The sequence below is a fragment of the Ornithinimicrobium sp. genome, assembly GCF_035267225.1.
Classification (GTDB): Bacteria; Actinomycetota; Actinomycetes; order Actinomycetales; family Dermatophilaceae; genus Ornithinicoccus.
The window spans coordinates 1-16,122 of sequence record NZ_DATFMA010000035.1; the positions used below are offsets into that span (position 1 = coordinate 1).

General features: G+C 68.8%; 18 protein-coding genes. 8 read left to right on the plus strand and 10 right to left on the minus strand.

Annotation, left to right across the window (positions count from 1 at the left end; all coding sequences use genetic code 11):
• A partial coding sequence (locus VJ976_RS02215) for a PIG-L deacetylase family protein (protein ID WP_324098453.1) occupies positions 1–729 on the minus strand: 729 nt, incomplete at its 3' end.
• Positions 730–836: 107 nt separating this feature from the next.
• Here VJ976_RS02215 and VJ976_RS02220 point away from each other — a divergent pair.
• Positions 837–1,190 carry a metalloregulator ArsR/SmtB family transcription factor gene (locus VJ976_RS02220; RefSeq protein ID WP_324098455.1) on the plus strand — a complete coding sequence of 118 codons (354 nt, stop codon included), beginning with the start codon at positions 837–839 and terminating at the stop codon, positions 1,188–1,190.
• A gap of 6 nt (positions 1,191–1,196) precedes the next feature.
• On the opposite strand, the gene VJ976_RS02225 is transcribed toward VJ976_RS02220, so the two are convergent.
• Positions 1,197–1,625, minus strand: a complete 429-nt coding sequence (locus tag VJ976_RS02225; RefSeq protein WP_324098456.1) for an arsenate reductase ArsC — start codon at positions 1,623–1,625, stop codon at positions 1,197–1,199.
• Entirely contained in the window at positions 1,618–2,394 is a 777-nt protein-coding gene (locus VJ976_RS02230; RefSeq protein WP_324098476.1) for an MIP/aquaporin family protein, read from the minus strand. Before VJ976_RS02230 ends, VJ976_RS02225 begins: the two co-directional genes overlap by 8 nt.
• A 260-nt stretch (positions 2,395–2,654) precedes the next feature.
• On the opposite strand from VJ976_RS02230, the gene VJ976_RS02235 reads away from it, so the two are divergent.
• Positions 2,655–4,043: an MDR family MFS transporter gene (locus tag VJ976_RS02235; RefSeq protein ID WP_414693555.1), complete on the plus strand. Its 1,389-nt coding sequence runs from the start codon at positions 2,655–2,657 to the stop codon at positions 4,041–4,043.
• Here VJ976_RS02235 and VJ976_RS02240 read toward each other — a convergent pair.
• A complete protein-coding gene (locus VJ976_RS02240; RefSeq protein ID WP_324098458.1) occupies positions 4,040–5,800 on the minus strand; it encodes a hypothetical protein in 1,761 nt (586 codons plus the stop codon). The genes VJ976_RS02235 and VJ976_RS02240 overlap by 4 nt on opposite strands.
• A 329-nt stretch (positions 5,801–6,129) precedes the next feature.
• On the opposite strand from VJ976_RS02240, the gene VJ976_RS02245 reads away from it, so the two are divergent.
• Positions 6,130–7,074, plus strand: coding sequence for a sugar-binding transcriptional regulator (locus tag VJ976_RS02245; RefSeq protein ID WP_324098459.1), 945 nt, complete (start codon positions 6,130–6,132; stop codon positions 7,072–7,074).
• Between the two features lie 68 nt (positions 7,075–7,142).
• On the opposite strand, the gene glyA is transcribed toward VJ976_RS02245, so the two are convergent.
• Positions 7,143–8,465, minus strand: coding sequence for a serine hydroxymethyltransferase (glyA, locus tag VJ976_RS02250; protein WP_324098461.1), 1,323 nt, complete (start codon positions 8,463–8,465; stop codon positions 7,143–7,145).
• A gap of 51 nt (positions 8,466–8,516) precedes the next feature.
• On the minus strand, positions 8,517–8,912 hold the full coding sequence (locus tag VJ976_RS02255; protein ID WP_324098462.1) for a DUF6326 family protein: 396 nt from the start codon (positions 8,910–8,912) through the stop codon (positions 8,517–8,519).
• 103 nt (positions 8,913–9,015) lie between these two features.
• On the opposite strand from VJ976_RS02255, the gene VJ976_RS02260 reads away from it, so the two are divergent.
• Both VJ976_RS02260 and VJ976_RS02265 read left to right on the plus strand, forming a co-directional pair.
• On the plus strand, positions 9,016–9,741 hold the full coding sequence (locus VJ976_RS02260) for a TetR/AcrR family transcriptional regulator C-terminal domain-containing protein (protein ID WP_324098464.1): 726 nt from the start codon (positions 9,016–9,018) through the stop codon (positions 9,739–9,741).
• Positions 9,738–10,268: a DUF421 domain-containing protein gene (locus tag VJ976_RS02265; RefSeq protein ID WP_324098465.1), complete on the plus strand. Its 531-nt coding sequence runs from the start codon at positions 9,738–9,740 to the stop codon at positions 10,266–10,268. Before VJ976_RS02260 ends, VJ976_RS02265 begins: the two co-directional genes overlap by 4 nt.
• 196 nt (positions 10,269–10,464) lie before the next feature.
• On the opposite strand, the gene VJ976_RS02270 is transcribed toward VJ976_RS02265, so the two are convergent.
• Complete coding sequence (locus tag VJ976_RS02270; protein ID WP_324098467.1) at positions 10,465–11,262, minus strand: DUF2515 family protein; 798 nt, start codon at positions 11,260–11,262, stop codon at positions 10,465–10,467.
• Between the two features lie 211 nt (positions 11,263–11,473).
• Between VJ976_RS02270 and VJ976_RS02275 the strand changes: the two genes are divergently transcribed.
• Complete coding sequence (locus VJ976_RS02275; protein ID WP_324098468.1) at positions 11,474–11,704, plus strand: helix-turn-helix transcriptional regulator; 231 nt, start codon at positions 11,474–11,476, stop codon at positions 11,702–11,704.
• Here VJ976_RS02275 and VJ976_RS02280 read toward each other — a convergent pair whose 3' ends face one another.
• Positions 11,705–12,055: an ATP-dependent Clp protease proteolytic subunit gene (locus VJ976_RS02280; protein WP_324098470.1), complete on the minus strand. Its 351-nt coding sequence runs from the start codon at positions 12,053–12,055 to the stop codon at positions 11,705–11,707. It abuts the gene before it with no gap.
• A gap of 207 nt (positions 12,056–12,262) precedes the next feature.
• On the opposite strand from VJ976_RS02280, the gene VJ976_RS02285 reads away from it, so the two are divergent.
• Complete coding sequence (locus tag VJ976_RS02285; protein WP_324098471.1) at positions 12,263–13,645, plus strand: hypothetical protein; 1,383 nt, start codon at positions 12,263–12,265, stop codon at positions 13,643–13,645.
• Between the two features lie 167 nt (positions 13,646–13,812).
• Here VJ976_RS02285 and VJ976_RS02290 read toward each other — a convergent pair whose 3' ends face one another.
• The gene (locus tag VJ976_RS02290; RefSeq protein WP_324098472.1) at positions 13,813–14,352 is read right to left on the minus strand and encodes a hypothetical protein; all 540 of its coding nucleotides are present in this window, start codon (positions 14,350–14,352) and stop codon (positions 13,813–13,815) included.
• 138 nt (positions 14,353–14,490) lie between these two features.
• On the opposite strand from VJ976_RS02290, the gene VJ976_RS02295 reads away from it, so the two are divergent.
• A complete protein-coding gene (locus VJ976_RS02295) occupies positions 14,491–14,964 on the plus strand; it encodes a MarR family winged helix-turn-helix transcriptional regulator (RefSeq protein WP_324098474.1) in 474 nt (157 codons plus the stop codon).
• Positions 14,965–15,033: 69 nt separating this feature from the next.
• On the opposite strand, the gene VJ976_RS02300 is transcribed toward VJ976_RS02295, so the two are convergent.
• On the minus strand, positions 15,034–16,122 hold a 1,089-nt coding region (locus VJ976_RS02300; protein WP_324098475.1), incomplete at its 5' end, for a hypothetical protein.

Here is a 16,122-nt window from a genome sequence, read left to right on the forward strand (position 1 = left end):
GACCGGCCCGCCGCCCCACGGCGGGACAACGCGCACCAACCTGTCCGTCGCCAGGAAGCGCTCCCGCAGCTCGCCGGACAGGCCCTCGAAGGGGCTGCGTTGCGAGGCGTGCGCGGCGATGGCCTCGAGCCGCACCGGCAGCAGAGCGTGGGCGTCGAGGATGGTCGTCAGCTCCTCGTCCGGGGTGCCGATGGCCGGTAGCGCGTGGTACTCGAGCATCCTGGCATCGCCGTCCCTTTCCCGCAGCCACGCATGCATGACCGATCGCGCCTGGCAGTGCAGGTAGACGGGGATCTGTGAGCCCGATGTCGCCGCGAGGACCGCGTCGCGGATGTGGGCGTGGTCGCGGTGCCCGTCGTCGCCGGAGAGGGCGAGCACCAGGGTGGGCTGATGACGCTGCACCGCCTGGGTCACGAGTGCGGTGAGCACCTCCTGCGAGGTGGCACAGATGGAGCCGGGCGGGGGGTCGCCCTCCATCCCGGAGTCGCCGAAGTCGTGCACCTCCACCTCCGCGACCCCCAGCACCTGCGCCGCTGAGCGTAGCTCTGCCTCTCGCAGCGCCCCCAGGCCCTCCGCGGGCACCGGGACCCCCGGCCGGACGAGCCCGGCCTCTCCCCGGCTGACGCAGACCACGACCGACCGCACGCCGGCTGCCGCAGCGCGGGCGAGAACGGAGCCGCAGCCGAACGTCTCGTCGTCCGGGTGCGCCACTACCAGCAGGAGCGTCATGCCGGGGCGTGCTTACTGCTCATGGCATGAAGGTAGAGGCGCCAGGGGCTCGTGTCGACACCTGCGGCCAGGGCCCAGCCCATATCGACGCGTGTCAACATAGGGGGATGCCCGTGCCGCCCGCTCCCGTCGACCCCGCGCTCGACGTCCCCTGCTGTCCCCCGCTGACCAGCGCCGAGCTCACGGCGGAGGAGGCCGTCCAGGCGGCGTCGATGTTCCGCGCGCTCGGTGACCCCGTGCGGCTGCGTCTGATGTCCAAGGTGGCCGCGGCCGAAGGTGGCGAGGCCTGCGTCTGCGACCTGCTGGACGTCGGGGTCTCGCAGCCGACGGTCTCGCACCACCTCAAGAAGCTCCGAGAAGCCGGCCTGCTGACCTCCCGAAAGCAAGGCACCTGGGTCTACTACAGCATCGCGCCGGCGGCGTTGACCTCGATGGCCGCCATCCTCGAGATCCCGCGCTAGCGCTTCTCAGCGACTCGACGGGGTGGCACCGAGGCTGTCGAGCAGCTCCACCACCCGGGCCCTGATCTCGTCCCGGATCGGCCGCACCGCCTCCACACCCTGACCGGCGGGGTCATCGAGCTCCCAGTCCTCGTACCGCTTGCCCGGATAGATCGGGCAGGTGTCGCCACATCCCATGGTGATGACGGCGTCGGAGAGCGCCACGGCCTGGGTGGTGAGGATCTTCGGCTGCTCCGCCGCGATGTCGATGCCTTCCTCGGCCATGGCGGCGACGGCCGCCGGGTTGACCTGGTCGGCGGGTCCGGAGCCGGCGGAGCGGACCTCGACGGCACCCCCGGACAGGTGCCGGGTGTAGGCGGCGGCCATCTGGGACCGGCCGGCGTTGTGGACGCAGACGTAAAGCACCGAGGGGCGGTCGTGAGGCTGGTCAGACATCAGGCTCCTTCGTGGACGGGGCGGCGGGCGCGGCAAGGGGACGGTCATCGGTCGCCGTCGACGACTGGGCCGCCGGCTCCTCGGAATGGGGCATCACGACGTCGTCGGCATGCTCGCCGACGTCCGGGTAGAGCGCGAGGGTGACGGCGACACCGAGCACCAGCCCGACCAGCTGGGCGGCCACGAAGCCGGGCGCCGACCCGGGCGCGATGCCGGTGAAGGTGTCGGAGAAGACCCGGCCCACGGTCACCGCCGGGTTGGCGAAGGACGTGGACGAGGTGAACCAGTAGGCCGCGCCGATGTAGGCGCCGACCGCCGGCCCCGCGAGCGCCCCCCGGTGGGAGCGAGCGAGCGAGAAGATCAGCGCGACGAGGAACGTCGTGGCCACCACCTCGGCGAGGAAGTGCCCTCCACTGAGCCGGTCGGTGGTAGCCAGCGACGTCGGCACGCCGAACATGGCGTTGGCCAGCACGGCGCCGGCCACACCACCCACGATCTGGGAGGCGATGTAGGCACCCAGGGCCGCGAGGGTCAGGCCCGTCCCGGCGCGACGGCCGAGGAACCAGTCCGCCAGCGAGACGACGGGGTTGAGATGGGCCCCGGAGACCGGGCCGAACATGAGGATGAGCACCGCCAGGCCGAGCGTCGTCGCGAGGCTGTTCTGCAGCAGCTGCAGCCCGACGTCGCCGGAGGAGAGCCGTTGAGCCGCGATGCCGGAGCCGACGACCACCGTGACCAGAAGCCCGGTGCCGAGCATCTCAGCGAGCATCCTTCGAGGCAGGGGTGGGGGCGAGCCGGTCGTCACACGATCATCCTGACCGCAGAGACGACCCCAGTCGAACCTCCGAGATGAACACTGCGGAAACTCGGCGGCTCCAGCGTCGCGCAGAGGTGCACGCCGAGCGGGCGAGGCCATGGAATGCCGCATCAGGCTGAGCGGTTCGACACCAGGTGAGCGCCGCCCGTGTGCCCGTGAGCCGGGCCAGTGTCGGGCTGCGCAGTGAGCGCGGGCCGGTCCTGCTGGCCGTGATGCTCGGCACCGGCCTGGTCGCCATCGACGCCACCATCCTCGCGGCGGCGGTGCCTGCCGTCGTGGGTGACCTGGGCGGGTTGACGCAGTTCCCGTGGCTGTTCTCGGTCTACCTGCTGGCCCAGGCCGTGTCGGTGCCGATCTACGGCAAGCTGGCCGACCTGTTCGGCCGCAAGCCGGTGATGATGTGGGGCATCGGCATGTTCGTGCTGGGGTCGCTGCTGTGCGGGCTCGCGTGGTCGATGGGGTCGCTCATCGCGTTCCGGGCGTTGCAGGGTCTGGGCGCCGGCGCCGTCCAGCCCATCGGGATGACCATCATCGGCGACATCTACTCCGTCGCCGAACGCGCGACCGTCCAGGGCTACATCGCGGGCGTGTGGGCGGTCGCCTCCCTCGTGGGTCCCACCCTGGGCGGGCTGTTCGCGGACTACGCCTCGTGGCGGTGGATCTTCTTCGTCAACCTTCCCCTGGGCGCCGCCGCCGCCTGGATGGTGGCCCGCAAGCTGCACGAGCAGAAAGCGACCACCGACCGGTCCCGCACGGACGTCGACTACCTGGGAGCAGTGCTGCTGGCGCTGGGCAGCGTCCTGCTCCTCCTGGCCCTGCTCGAGGGCGGCATCCTGTGGCCCTGGCTCTCGGTCACGAGCATCTCGATGTTCGCCGCCGCCGGGCTGCTCCTGGTGGCCTTCGTCCTCGTCGAGCGACGAGCTGCCCAGCCGATCCTGCCGATGTGGCTGTTCGGGCACCGCGTGGTGGGCACCGCCATGCTGATCTCGCTGCTGGTCGGTGTCCTGCTGCTGGGGCTGACCTCCTACGTGCCGCTGTTCGCCCAGGGGGTGCTGGGCACGGGCGCGGTGACCGCGGGGTTCGCCCTGGCGGCGATGACGATCGGGTGGCCCGTCGCGGCGACCACCGCCGGGCGTCTCTACCTGTCCATCGGCTTCCGCCGCACCATGCTCATCGGGTCGGTGCTCGCCGCCGCCGGAGCCGCGCTCCTGCTCGGTGTCGACGAGTCGAGCTCGGTGCTGCGTCTGGCGGCACCGTGCTTCGTCATGGGGCTCGGGTTCGGCTGGGTGGCCAGCCCCGCCATCGTGGCCGCGCAGTCCGCAGTGACCTGGCACGACCGGGGCGTGGCCACCAGCGCGACCGTGTTCGCCCGGTCGGTGGGCAGCGCGGTCGGGGTCGCGGCGTTCGGGGCCATCGTCAACACCAGCGTCGCCGGACAGCTGGGGTCGGTGCCGACAGACCTGGAGGCCGTGACGCCCTCCGTGCTGGACCCGGCGATCCACGGTGTCTTCCTGGCTTCCGCCGGCATTGCCCTCGTCCTGATCGCCGCTGCCGCGCTCATGCCGCGGTGGGTGCCGGAGAGCGACGGGGATGACGCCTAGGCCGGCTGGTCGGCGTGCTCCTCCACGGCCTGCTTGGCGACCGCCTTGCGGCGACGTAGCTCCCAGTAGGCGGCGACGAAGTAGACCAAGGTGCCGACGAAGGCCACCCAGAAGAACTGGTCGCGATGGGCTTCGTAGGTCTGCGTGTCCGGGCTGCCGACGAGGACGAACACGCCCATCGCGAAGACCACCAGCAGGTCGATGATCCAGATGACCTTCAGCGCGGTGCTCAGCGGCCTGCGGTCGACGGTGTCCACGTCGATGTGCGCCGCCCTCGCCTGCTCCTCGTGGAAGGCCTCCACCCGCTCGTTGAAGCGCTCGTCCTCGGCCTCCTGGTCGGGGTAGCTCTCCGCGGCGCCCATCATGCGGGCGAAGACGACGTAGAGGATCGCGCTGACGATGAAGGCGGGCACGAACGCGAAGTACACCGGCATGAGACCGAAGCCGACCGCCGAACCGGCCAGGGCCAGGGTGATGGCCCACGCCAGCAGGGCCGGCATGTTGGTCACGCCCTTGTACCGCGCCCAGTAGCGGGTCATGCCCAGGCGCGGCAGGATCCAGTAGGACGCGAAGAGGATCGCGCCGACCGGCACCAGGGTGATTCCCGAGTACGTGATGAAGATCAGGTAGTTGCGGTAGACGAACGGGAACGAGGCGGCGATGAGGACGATGACGCCGATGATCAAGGTCGCGTTCCGACGCGAGAGCGACGGCACGACCCCCTGGGCGGCCAGCCCGGAGCGGTAAAGGTTCGCGTTGGCGGTCGTCCACCCCGCGACGACGACCACGATGAGCCCGGCGTAGCCGAGGGACTGGAACGCGACGTTGCCCGGCTCGATGTCGACGATGCTGATGCCGACGATCGCCGCTGCGGCCGCGCCCATGAAGCCCGCGGCGACCCAGGCCATGTAGTGGCCCAGGAACATGCCGGTCGCCGACATGTAGCCGTACCAGCTCTTCTTGGCGTACCGCAGCAGGGACATGTCGATCATGCCGGAGTGCGCGAAGCTGTTGGCCGCCCAGCTGAAGCCGATGATGCCCAGCAGGGTGATCCCCGCCTCGCCCTCGGGGGTCTTGCCGGTGAAGATCTCGCTCTTGCCGATCTCGAGGAACTCGCTCCAGCTGCTCACCACGGTCGTGCCGATCGCCGCATCCGCCACGGCCGGGATCACGACCAGGCCTCCGACCGCGAACATCGTCACCAGCCAGGGCGCGCAGATGCTGGCGAACTCGGCCAGGGCGTGGAAGCCGAAGGCGGCGACGAGGACGGTGACGGAGCCGAACGCCAGCGCGAGGATGACGAAGCTGATGCTCGTGGGCCAGGGCTCGGTCTGCGGCTCGAAGTCGAGCACGAGGCGGAACGCGGTGGCCGACACGGTGATCATGGCGGCCGAGATGATCGCGAAGAGGAACGCGTTGAGCGCGTTGAACACTTTCGACGGGGTGCCGCCCGCCACCCGGGCCAGGAAGGTGTAGACGCTCAGGCGGGTGCCCACCGCGATCGGTGCGGCGAGGAACCGGAAGCTGAGCACCGCCAGCAGGTTGCCGATAGCGAGGCCAATGATGACGTCGACGATGGAGGCACCGAGGATGACGAAGGTGGCGCCGAAGATGAACTCGGTGCCCGCGACGTTCTCCGCTGCGTACAGGCCCGCGAAGTGCTTCGGCCCGTGCAGCTCGTGCTTGCCGACCGTGAGCTGCTCGGCGTCCATCCCCTCGATCTGCCGGTCGGTCTCGGTTTTCGTGCTCTCGGCCATGGAGGGTCCTGTCCGCCGTTGGAATGGACAAATGAGCAAAGTGAACTCACATATGAGAGTTCAGCGCTGGGCGCAGCCTGGCACAGCCTCCCACCTGGGTCAACAGGAAACCCGCTCGGCGGCTGACGTCCGGCGCACATGGTCGCGGCCCAGTCATCCCTCGTCCCACCGCCACGATGACTCCTTGTCGACCGCTACGGCGACGGTCACGCACGCACGAGAGGCGGGTCTCGCGCGCCGCACCACACCGTCACTCTCACATGAGTTATTCCGACCGCTCATTTGTAACCGGCCGGGCCCGCTCCCCGGGCGCGCCTAGACTGGGCCGCATGAGCGCCTCTCCGAGCCTGGACGAGTCGCTGCTGATGGCCGCGGTGGCCCGCCATCACTTCCTGATGGGCGAGTCCAAGATCGCCATCGCCGAGCGCTTCGGCTTCAGCCGGTTCAAGGTCGCTCGCCTGCTCGAGCTGGCCGTCTCGACCGGGCTGGTTCGCATCGAGATCGCCCCCGCCTTCGGTGTCGACCTGGATGCCTCGATCGCGGTCAAGGAGCGCCTGGGTCTGGCGCGCTGCACCGTGCTGGCGGTCGACCCCTCCTCCCCCGAGAACACCCTCGACGGCCTGGGACGGATCGGCGCCCAGGTGCTCGACGAGACGCTGGCGCCCGGCGACGTGCTCGGCCTCTTCTGGTCCAGGGCCGTGTTCGCGATGACGCGGCGGCTGCAACGGTTGCCCCTGGTGCGTGTCGTGCAGCTCAGTGGTGCCATCGAGGTCGAGGGCGTGGACGCCTCGGCGGTCGACTTGGTGCGTTCCACGGCCCGGGTCTCGGGCACCTCTCCCTCGATCTTCCACGCGCCCTTCGTCCTCGACGACGCGGAGGCGGCCCGAGCGGTGCGGCGTCAGCCGTCCGTCGTCGCCGGGCTGGGCGCTGTGACCGAGGTGACCCACGCCGTGATGGGCATCGGGGCCTGGGCCCCGGGGTGCTCCACGATCTTCGACCACGCGAGCGAGCGGCTACGCGAGGACGCGACCGCGGCCGGGGTGATCGGCGAATGTGGTGGGGTCGTCTTCGACGAGCACGGCGCAGGGGTGGATACCGAGATCGCCCATCGCGTCATCACCGTCGCGCCCGCGCAGCTGGAAGCCATCCCCCACACCCTGGGCCTGGCCTACGGCTCGCGGAAGGCGGAGGCGGTGCGTGCTGCCGTGCGGGGCGGCCTGGTCACCGGAATGGTCATCGACAGCTCCCTGGCCACGGTGTTGCTCGCGCGGTGACGCACGCGCGGGGTCACCGGCTTCACACGGCACCCGCTCGCGTAGGGGCCACTCACGACAGCGTGGTGCTAAGCGGTGAAGTGCACGCCGGCGAACCGGGCTCGAAATGCGGTCACCCGCTTCGCGACCTCGTCGAGGTCGACCCCAGGCTCGAGACCGTCGGCGAGTAGCGAGGCGAGCTCGCCCATGTCCTCGGGCCCCATGCCCAGGCGCGTGATCTCAGGAGTGCCGATGCGCAGCCCGTTCATGTCGTCCGCGATCGGCTCGACCGGAAGCCCGATCCCGCAGGTCAGCAGGTTGGCGCGCCGCAGGAGTCGGGCGGCCCGCTGACCGCCACCCCAGCGGTGGGCCTCGATGGCGAACTGGTGCGAGGCGGTGTACCCGTGCGCCCCTTGGTGCACCGGCAGACCCCGCGCGTCGAGCGCCGTGGCCAGGGCAGAAGCGGTCGCCATCATGGCCGAGGCGTACTGCGCGCCGGCAGCTTTCCAGTCGAGCATGGTGACGGCCAGCGCTGCCGCCTTGCCGGCGTCGAAGTTGGCGGTCAACCCGGGGAAAGCGATGCGGTCCACCCGCTCGGCGAGCTCGGCGTCGTTGGTCACGAGCAGTCCACCGGGCGGGCCGCCCAGGCTCTTGTACGTGCTCATCGTCATCACGTGAGCGCCTTGGTCCAGCGGGTTCGGCCACGCCCCGCCGGCGATGAGGCCACACTGGTGCGCGGCGTCGAAGAGCAGCACGGCACCGACCTCGTCGGCGATCTCACGCAGGGCCGCCACCGGGTGGGGGTAGAGGTTGATGCTGGCCCCGATGGTGATCATCGACGGGCGGTGCTCGTGCGCCAGCCGGCGCACGGCATCCACGTCGACGGTGAACGCCTCGGGGCGCACTGGCGCCGGGATGGTGTGCAGCCGGTACATCCCCGCGGAGCCGCCCGCGTGATGCGTGACGTGCCCGCCGATGCTCACCGGAGGCGCGATGATCGTGTCCCCCGGCTCACAGGTGGCCATGAACGCGTACAGGTTGGCGATGGCTCCCGAGGGCACCCGGATCTCGGCGTAGGCGGCATTGAACACCTCGGCGGCCAGCTCCGCCGCGATGACCTCGATCTGCTCGATCGCCTCCAACCCCATCTCGTACTTCTCACCGGGGTAGCCGAGCGAGGGACGGGACCCCAGCCCGGCCGAGAGCATGGCCTCGGCACGCGGGTTCATGATGTTCGTCGCGGGGTTCAGGTTGAGGCAGTCGCGGTCGTGGATCTGCCGGTTCTGCTCGACCAGCGTCTCCAGTCGTGCGCACACGTCGGTGTCCGTGCCCGCCGCGGTATCGGCGGCCAGGGTGCGCACGAGGTCGGCGCTGTGGTCGGGGAGCCAGGGCATGGGGCCGAGTGACGTCACGTCCCGATGCTCTCGCTCGGCCGCGACACGGATCAAGCTGCCCGGTGCCGGTCAGCGCCAGCGCACGGCGACGGCGGCGACCGCCGCCAGGAGCCCCACCTCCACCGCGCTCCCGACGAGGTAGTAGGCCCACGTCTCGCCCACCATCGAGGCGACGATGGTGCCCATGTAGAGGACGGCCAGGACGAGGTTGGCACGACGACTGACGCGGTAGGGCAGGAGCAGGCAGCCGACGACCATGAGGCTCGGCACGAGGATGTACAGCGTCGTGGCCGCCAGGAAGGTCTGGTCGATGGCAAAGCCCGGGCCGGAGATCACCCCCGCCAGAGCGCCCTCCAGGACGTCGGCCCGGAAGAAGCCGAAGATGTCGACGTAGGCGAACACGAACAGCATCGACGTCCACAGCCCACTCAGCACGATCCGGCGGTCGAGCGGCTCCGTACTCACTGTCCGAGCCGAGGCAGCAGGGGTGGGGTCGAGGTCTGTGGGTGAGGACGGCATGGTCGGTCTCCTTGAGAGTACTAAGTACGCTAAAGATACACTCGGCGGGATGAGCGTGTCGAGAGAGATGCCGGAGGTCACCTCCCGCACAGCGGTCCGCCGGGGTTCGCTGTCTCGCGCCGCGGTGGTGCAGGCGGCTCTCGACCTCGCCGACGCCGCGGGCCTCGAGGCGGTGACCATGCGGGCCATCGCGCAGCGTCTGGGCTGCAAACCGATGTCCCTCTACCGGCATGTGGCCGACAAGGACGCGCTCCTGGACGCTCTCGTGGAGAGCATCTTCGCTGAGTACGAGCTCCCCGACCCGACCCAGCGTGCCTGGCGTGAGGAGCTCGCTCGACGGGCCGGTTCCGTGCGGCGGGTCCTCGTGCGCCACCCCTGGGCCCTGGCTTTGCTGGAGACCCGCGCCGGCCCCGACCGGCCGGTGACGTTCGCCCACGCCGAGGCGGTCCTGGCGACCCTCGTCGAGGCCGGCTGCTCGCCGAGGACGGCTGCCACGGCGTTCGTCATGCTCGACAGCTACGTCTACGGGTTCGCGCTGCAACAGATCACTTTGCCCTCGACCGAGCCCGAGGTCACCGCCACCGATGAGGTCGTGCAGGCACTTCAGGAGTATCCGACGATGCTCGCGGTGATGGAGGCCGTCGCTGGTGATCCCGACTATGAGTTCAGCCAGGAGTTCGACGTCGGGCTGGAGGTCGTCCTCGACGGTATCGAGCGCTGGCGCGACGCCGACGCTGCATCACACCACCGGCCACAGGAACGGGAAGACAGATGATCTACGACAACCTCACCGGCCTGCTCGGCGTCCTGCTGGTCGGCACGTTGGCCTATGCCTGGCTTGTCGCCCTCCTGAGGGTCAGCGGCAAGCGCACTCTGGCTCAGCTCAACGCCTTCGACTTCATCGTCACGGTGGCATTGGGTTCCACGCTGGCCAGCGTGACCATGACCGGCTCCATCGCCTGGGCCGAGGGCGCGATGGCACTCACGCTGCTGGCGGCCCTGCAGTTCGTCGCCGCCGCGCTGTCCACCCGTTTCGCGTGGGCCCGTCGTGCGCTCACCTCGCAACCCACCGTGCTGCTTCTCGACGGAACGCCCATCGAGGCGGCGCTGCGGGCCGAGCGGATCTCCGAGGACAGCCTGCGCGCCGCGGTGCGCGGTGCCGGTCTCGGGAGCTTGCACCTCGTGGCTGCCGTGGTGTTGGAGACCAACGGCAGCATGAGTGTGGTCCCCCGTTCTGTGTCAGGTGACGGCTCGGCGCTCCCTGCCACGGGTTTCAGCGAGGGTCATGGGGCCTCCCGCTGAGCCTCGCTGCGTCGGCACTGCCCAGTGGACGACGTTCAGACCGAACTCCGTGGCGAACACGGCCGACTGCACGGCGGTACGGCGACGACGCCACCTCACTGAAGTGGTCGGTCATCCCCAGGAACACGGGGATCTTGCCGACCGGGTTGACGGCGGGGAACAGCACGGCGGCACCCACCCTGCCTGTTCGAGGTTCTCAGATCGGTGCGATACAGGGGCGGTCGACGTACTGGCGCGCGTCGTCGACCACCCGGGTGAGACTGGCCTCGATCAAGTGCGGGGCGCCTTCGAGCCGACGGAAGCGCGGCACCACGCTGGCCTCCAGCCAGCGCCACCGGTGCTCCAGGCGCGTGATCCTCGGCCAGGTGGGGGGACGCAGCGCGTGCGACAGGCCGCCGGTGAAGAAGTAGAGGTAGAACGAGCTGAAGTAGCGCAGCTCCTGCCGGACGCCATGCACCTCGAAGCTCGTCGTCGCACCCATGGAGATGACGTGGGCGAACAGGCGGGACAGGCGCGCGAACTGCGGCTGCACCGTGGACCGCTGCTCGTGGTCGAGCAGCTCGATGTTGCCCGCCCACACCAGCTCGCGCCCCCGGTTCCGGGACTCCTCCGTAGACGTCTCGTCGGCGAGCAGGCGGCGTCCTCGGTCGATGGACTCGAAGGCGCTCAGCACCGTTGCGTAGTACTGATCACCGTTCAGGAGCTGCCGCACCCGGTCCATCCCGTGCTCGTCGGCCACGTAGGCCAGGTGCACCCAGTAGATGTCGTCGTAGATCGCGTTGTTCGTCTCCCGGATCGTGTGGGCGTCGCCGGTGAGCAGGCCGCGGCGGCTCAGACTGCGGGTCACGTCGAGGTAGCCGCCACGGTCGGTGTCCAGGCGCAGCGGGAACAAGGCCAGCCGGATGTGGTGGGAGGCGATCGCCGCCATGGCGGCCCATTTGAAGCAGCTCGGCAGCTGACGATAGAGGCTGGCGTAGCGGGACGACACCTCCACGTTGCGATGAAAGGCGCAGCATGGCGGGCTCAGCATGGCGCCGGCCTGCGCGCGCCAGTCCTCCATGGTCTCGGGCGGGTTCTCTCGGCCGTCCTCCGCAGGGCTCAGAGCTCGTCACCTCCCGACCGGCAGATCCGGATGTGCGGGCCGGCGGCGACCGCACCTTTCCAGCACCATACCCAGGCAAGCGGACGCGAGTTATGGTCAAAGTATGAACACCGTGGCGCCCTTCTGCCGTCGGCTCGGCCGTGCGGCTCCCGAGCGGCTCTGGCGCGAGGCCATCGGTGAGCAGCTGCGTCGAGAGCGCCGCGAGCGAGGGCAGCGCATCGCCGACGTTGCTGGACGGGCAGGCGTCTCACCGCAGTATCCGTCCGAGATCGAGCGAGGGCGCAAAGACCCTTCCTCCGGTCAGACTCGCTGCCTGAGCGGCCGCTTCGGCTGATCAGGCCCGCCGCTCAACACCGAGGCCCATGGGGCGACGAGGGCGAGGCAATGGGTCCTCCAGCGAGTCGACGATGTGGTCGACGAAGCCGTAGTGGCGTGCCTGTTCCGCAGTGAACCAGCGGTCACGCTGGAAGTCGCGCTCGCCGCTGCGGCCCGTGTCCCCGGCGGTGAGGCGCAAGACCGTGTCCCGGGTGTGCTGGAGTCGTCGGCCTGGATCGCGATGTCCATCACGGTGCCGCCGATGCCGGCCGAGCCTTGGTGCATCAGCAGCTTGGCGTGGGGCATGTAGGAGCGCTTGCGTCGCCGAGGAACAGGGTGCGTTGGTCGAACAGGGACTGGTGCACTGCACGGTCGAGGGCGTCGGCGGGTGTGGCGTCGGTGCTCATGGGCCCACGCTGGCCGCCGCGGCTGCCGGCATGGAAGAGCGCGCTGCCCTGGGCAGCGCTGCCATCAGCAGCGCCGGATTGTCCAGGAGTGGCTTTCTGGCGGCTTCAGAAGGACCACCATGAGACCCCCTTGTGCCGCTGCATGGCGGTAAGGAAGGCAGAGGGGGCATATGGTCGAGGAATCGTGGCTAGAGGCACGGCTGATTCCCACATCCGGGATCAACGGCGCGGAGGAACAAGAACGGCGGGCGACCTCGGCTCTTCTCGCTGTGATCAGTGCTGTCAAGGAATACGGACACTCCCTCCTTCGCCCGCTCGGCGCGCCTTCCGGTCGAGTCGAGTGCTACATCGAGGTTCCCTTCGCACTCGGAGACTCCAAGGTCTTCCCCGATGGCCTCATCCGTGTCTCGCGTGGCAGTAGGAGCTGGGTGACCCTGGTCGAGGTCAAGACGGGCAACAACAAACTGGAGTCGCAGCAGCTCGAGAACTATCTCGATATCGCGCGTACCGAAAACTTCGACGCGGTACTCACGATCTCGAACGAGATCTCCGCTATGGCGGGTCAGCACCCCACGAAGGTCGATGGCCGCAAACTTCGGAAGGTCGACCTGCACCACTACTCGTGGTCCAGGGTGCTGACAGAGGCCGTGATGCAGAAGGAGTTTCGTGGCGTAGCCGACCCAGACCAGGCGTGGATTCTCGGTGAACTGGTTCGCTACCTCGAGCACTCGAAGTCAGGCGCTCTTGAGTTCGCGGACATGGGTGATAGTTGGGTGCCTGTTCGTGATTCGGTGAAATCCGAAACGCTGCGAGCGACCGATTCGAGCGCCAGTATGGTGGCAGCTCGATTCGATGCGCTTCTTCGCTTCGCCAGCTTGAGGTTGGGACGGCGACTGGGCACCGAGGTAGTGCCTGCGCTCAGCCGACGAGAGTTGAAGGATCCCAGCGCGCGCAGGGAGGCCTTGACGGATTTGTTGTGTGGTGAGGGCCGTCTGTCTGGAGCCATCCGTGTCCCGAACACGGTTGGGCCGATCACCATCACTGCCGATTTGCGGTCTGGCCAGATCTTCTGCCATGTCGATATCGGGGCACCACGAGAAGGTCGGCCACGCACGCGAGTCAACTGGCTCGTCAGGCAGCTCAAGAATGCTCCCGGAGATGTGCGCGTCGAGTGCTACACCGCCCGTTCTCGGGGCTCTGGAGCGGCCGAACTGCTGGGAGCAGTCCGCCAGGACCCCTTGCTGCTCATCACCGACCCGAAGCGAGAAGTGCGATCTTTCAGGGTCGCAACGACCACCTCCATGGGCGCTAAGAGGGGGCGCGGCCGCGGCAGCTTCATCGACTCGGTTCTTGACAGCATCGACGGGTTCTACGCCGACGTGTTGGGGGACCTGAAAGCGTGGACGGCAGCACCGCCGAAGTTGCGTCCCGCATCGCCCGAGGATCCAGCCGACGCGGAGGCGGCCCGAGAAGCAGCACTGAGCTCCACCGACTATTCATCGCAAGACGGCCCGGAGGCTAGTAGTCGAGAGGCCGATGGGACGGGGTTCTAGACTCTCGCCTCCCAGCACTCGAGTCCTTGGGTGGCACGATCTCCAAGTCAGCCTCCACACACAGATGGCCACCCAGAACTCGTGGCCACTGAATCGACTCCGGCCAGACGGTCGCCGAGACTGGCAAGGCACGCTCGGGTCAAGGAGGTCGAGAATCGAGGCCGTGGCTACGGCCCCGATCGTCTGTCATGGCTGAGGCTGTCAGATTGGGAGGCCCGCTCTTCGGAGCTGTGATCCATGCCCCGGTCGCGACCAACCCGGGAGCGCCGCAGCACCACCACGCCGGCCGCGACGGCCAGTGCGAACGCGGCGTGAACCCAGACGGCGGAAGAGGCCGCGATGAGGTCGGCGCCGTCGGACCCACTGCGGCCCATCGTGCCGACCCACCCCCAGATGAGATCGGCCACCGGTGAGATCACCAGTGCGAGCAGGACGACCCGACGAACCACTGACCCACGCGCCACGGCCAGAGTCAGAGCCGCGATGAGGATCAGCAGGACATCCACGAGGTAGGGAGCGGCGTCGATCGTCCAGTGCGGCGGGCCGACATGAGTCACGGCCCCGAGGGACCAGGCGCCGTCACTCGAGCCCGGCCACCACCGAAGCGAGGTGACCTCGTTGCCTCGCATCCAGGCCACCAGCGCGTGGCTGAGCTCATGTCGGGCCGTGGTCCACAGAATGACGGCCACCACGATCGCGATCCCCATCGGAGGCGCCTCCCGGATACTTCACCTGTAGATGATTTACTTATGTAGTAAATGTAGCACCCTCCCTTCCACGCCAGGTGTGGTTCTCGCCCACGTGGCCGACCGGGGGTATGACCCTCGCGAAGGAGGTCGACCCAGATGGACTCCACCCGACCCACCGAGGCCGACCGCCGCCTGTGGATGGGCATGGCGCGCCTGGTCTCGTACGTCGCCCAACAGGCCGACCGGATGCTGGTCCTCCAGCACGACCTGCACCTGTCCGAGATGACGCTGCTGGGGCAGGTGACCGCCCTGGACGGCGAGGCCCGCATGGTCGACCTCGCCCACCACCTGCAGTGCTCGCGCGCTGCGGTGACCAAGCTTGTCGATGCGCTGGAGAAGCAGGGTCTGCTGCAGCGCCAGGCCGACAACGAGGACCGGCGCGTCACCCGCGTCTTCGTCACCGCGCCGGGCCGCGAGCGGCTGAGGCAGGCCAACCTCACCTTCGAGCAGGTCGTGACCGAGCGCTTCTGGAGCCGTCTCTCCCCCACCGAGGCCGAGCAGATGGCGTCAGTCCTGACCCGGGTCGAGGGTGACCTGGGCATCGTGCGAGGCGGTGTTCTGCCCCCGTGAGGGCGCCCGACGCAGGGGTCGGAGTCGGCGAGGGCACCACCCGGGACTGCCCACCGTCCCGGCCCCTGCTCAGGTGGCGAGCATGCGTACGTTGGTGACGTACACGGTACCGCCCCTGGGGTCGGGAACGTCGATGCCCAGGTTGTACTGCAACCTGGCTCGGTCGATCACCTGCGGCATCACGATCTGGAAGGGCTTGTCCTGCCCGACCGGCACGGAGAACCGTCGGTCGATGTCGCCACCGTTGATGTACATCCGGATCGTGACCGGCCCGCTGGCGTACGTCACCCACGCGTCCAGGGAGAGGGTGAACAGTGCCCCCCGGGCCGCTTCGGGCACGTCGATGGTCTGGCGCAGCGTGGCGTTCTGGACGCCACGGGTGGACATGCACAACGGGTCACCGCTCACCATGGGCCGGGGCCGGCGAACCCGCCACGCGGTGCCCTCTCCGCGCCATCCGGTGCGGTCGTAGGCGTCGGTGCCCTCGGAGAAGTCGCCGTTGGTGATGAGGTCGTACCGGTCACTGTGGGACTTGTCCGCAACGGCCATGCCGTCGAGGGAACCCACGATCAGGTTCCCCCAGTCCCGCTGGTTGGCGATCCACTTCATGAGCGACTCGTAGTGCCTGATGGTCATGAACCGGTCGTCGTAGCCGATGCGGCCGGGATGGCAGAACGCGGAGATGCCCATGCCCTTCTCGATCGCTTCCTCGATCTTGGGGCGAACCTGGTAGTAGTTCAGCTGCTCGATATCGAACCGGCGCATGCCGATGGTGCCGTTCCCATCCAAGGGCCACAGCACGTCTCCCGGGGGCGCCAGGCGCCCTTCGATGCCCCCATACGTCTGGAGCATGAGCCGTCCGTACTCCAGGTCGGTGTACTCCTCCAGCGTGCGACCCTTGAACCCGCCGAAGTGGTCGCCTCCGACACCGGCCAGGGTGGCGTACTGGACCCGGCACGACGGCAGGTACTCCTCTAGCTCCAAACGGGCCGTGACCGACTCTTCGATGTACCCGGCCAGGGTGGTCTTGTTCGTGTGCGTGCGGGTATGACCTGCCGGCCCGAATCCCCACCTGCGGGCCCACGCGTCGACCGACCCCCAGGACCGGCCGTTCTTGTCCGGCGTCAGTGCCCGCTGCTGGGAGTAGTGGGACCACGT

What these genes read in the sequence shown, in the direction of transcription:
- VJ976_RS02245 (WP_324098459.1), top strand. Translation starts at nt 6,130, where the DNA reads ATGAGCGCCTCTCCGAGCCTGGACGAGTCGCTGCTGATGGCCGCGGTG.
- VJ976_RS02235 (WP_414693555.1), top strand. Translation starts at nt 2,655, where the DNA reads ATGCTCGGCACCGGCCTGGTCGCCATCGACGCCACCATCCTCGCGGCG.
- VJ976_RS02290 (WP_324098472.1), bottom strand. Translation starts at nt 14,352, where the DNA reads ATGGGGATCGCGATCGTGGTGGCCGTCATTCTGTGGACCACGGCCCGA.
- VJ976_RS02260 (WP_324098464.1), top strand. Translation starts at nt 9,016, where the DNA reads ATGAGCGTGTCGAGAGAGATGCCGGAGGTCACCTCCCGCACAGCGGTC.
- VJ976_RS02275 (WP_324098468.1), top strand. Translation starts at nt 11,474, where the DNA reads ATGAACACCGTGGCGCCCTTCTGCCGTCGGCTCGGCCGTGCGGCTCCC.
- VJ976_RS02265 (WP_324098465.1), top strand. Translation starts at nt 9,738, where the DNA reads ATGATCTACGACAACCTCACCGGCCTGCTCGGCGTCCTGCTGGTCGGC.
- VJ976_RS02240 (WP_324098458.1), bottom strand. Translation starts at nt 5,800, where the DNA reads ATGGCCGAGAGCACGAAAACCGAGACCGACCGGCAGATCGAGGGGATG.
- VJ976_RS02285 (WP_324098471.1), top strand. Translation starts at nt 12,263, where the DNA reads ATGGTCGAGGAATCGTGGCTAGAGGCACGGCTGATTCCCACATCCGGG.
- VJ976_RS02230 (WP_324098476.1), bottom strand. Translation starts at nt 2,394, where the DNA reads ATGCTCGCTGAGATGCTCGGCACCGGGCTTCTGGTCACGGTGGTCGTC.
- VJ976_RS02295 (WP_324098474.1), top strand. Translation starts at nt 14,491, where the DNA reads ATGGACTCCACCCGACCCACCGAGGCCGACCGCCGCCTGTGGATGGGC.
- VJ976_RS02225 (WP_324098456.1), bottom strand. Translation starts at nt 1,625, where the DNA reads ATGTCTGACCAGCCTCACGACCGCCCCTCGGTGCTTTACGTCTGCGTC.
- VJ976_RS02220 (WP_324098455.1), top strand. Translation starts at nt 837, where the DNA reads ATGCCCGTGCCGCCCGCTCCCGTCGACCCCGCGCTCGACGTCCCCTGC.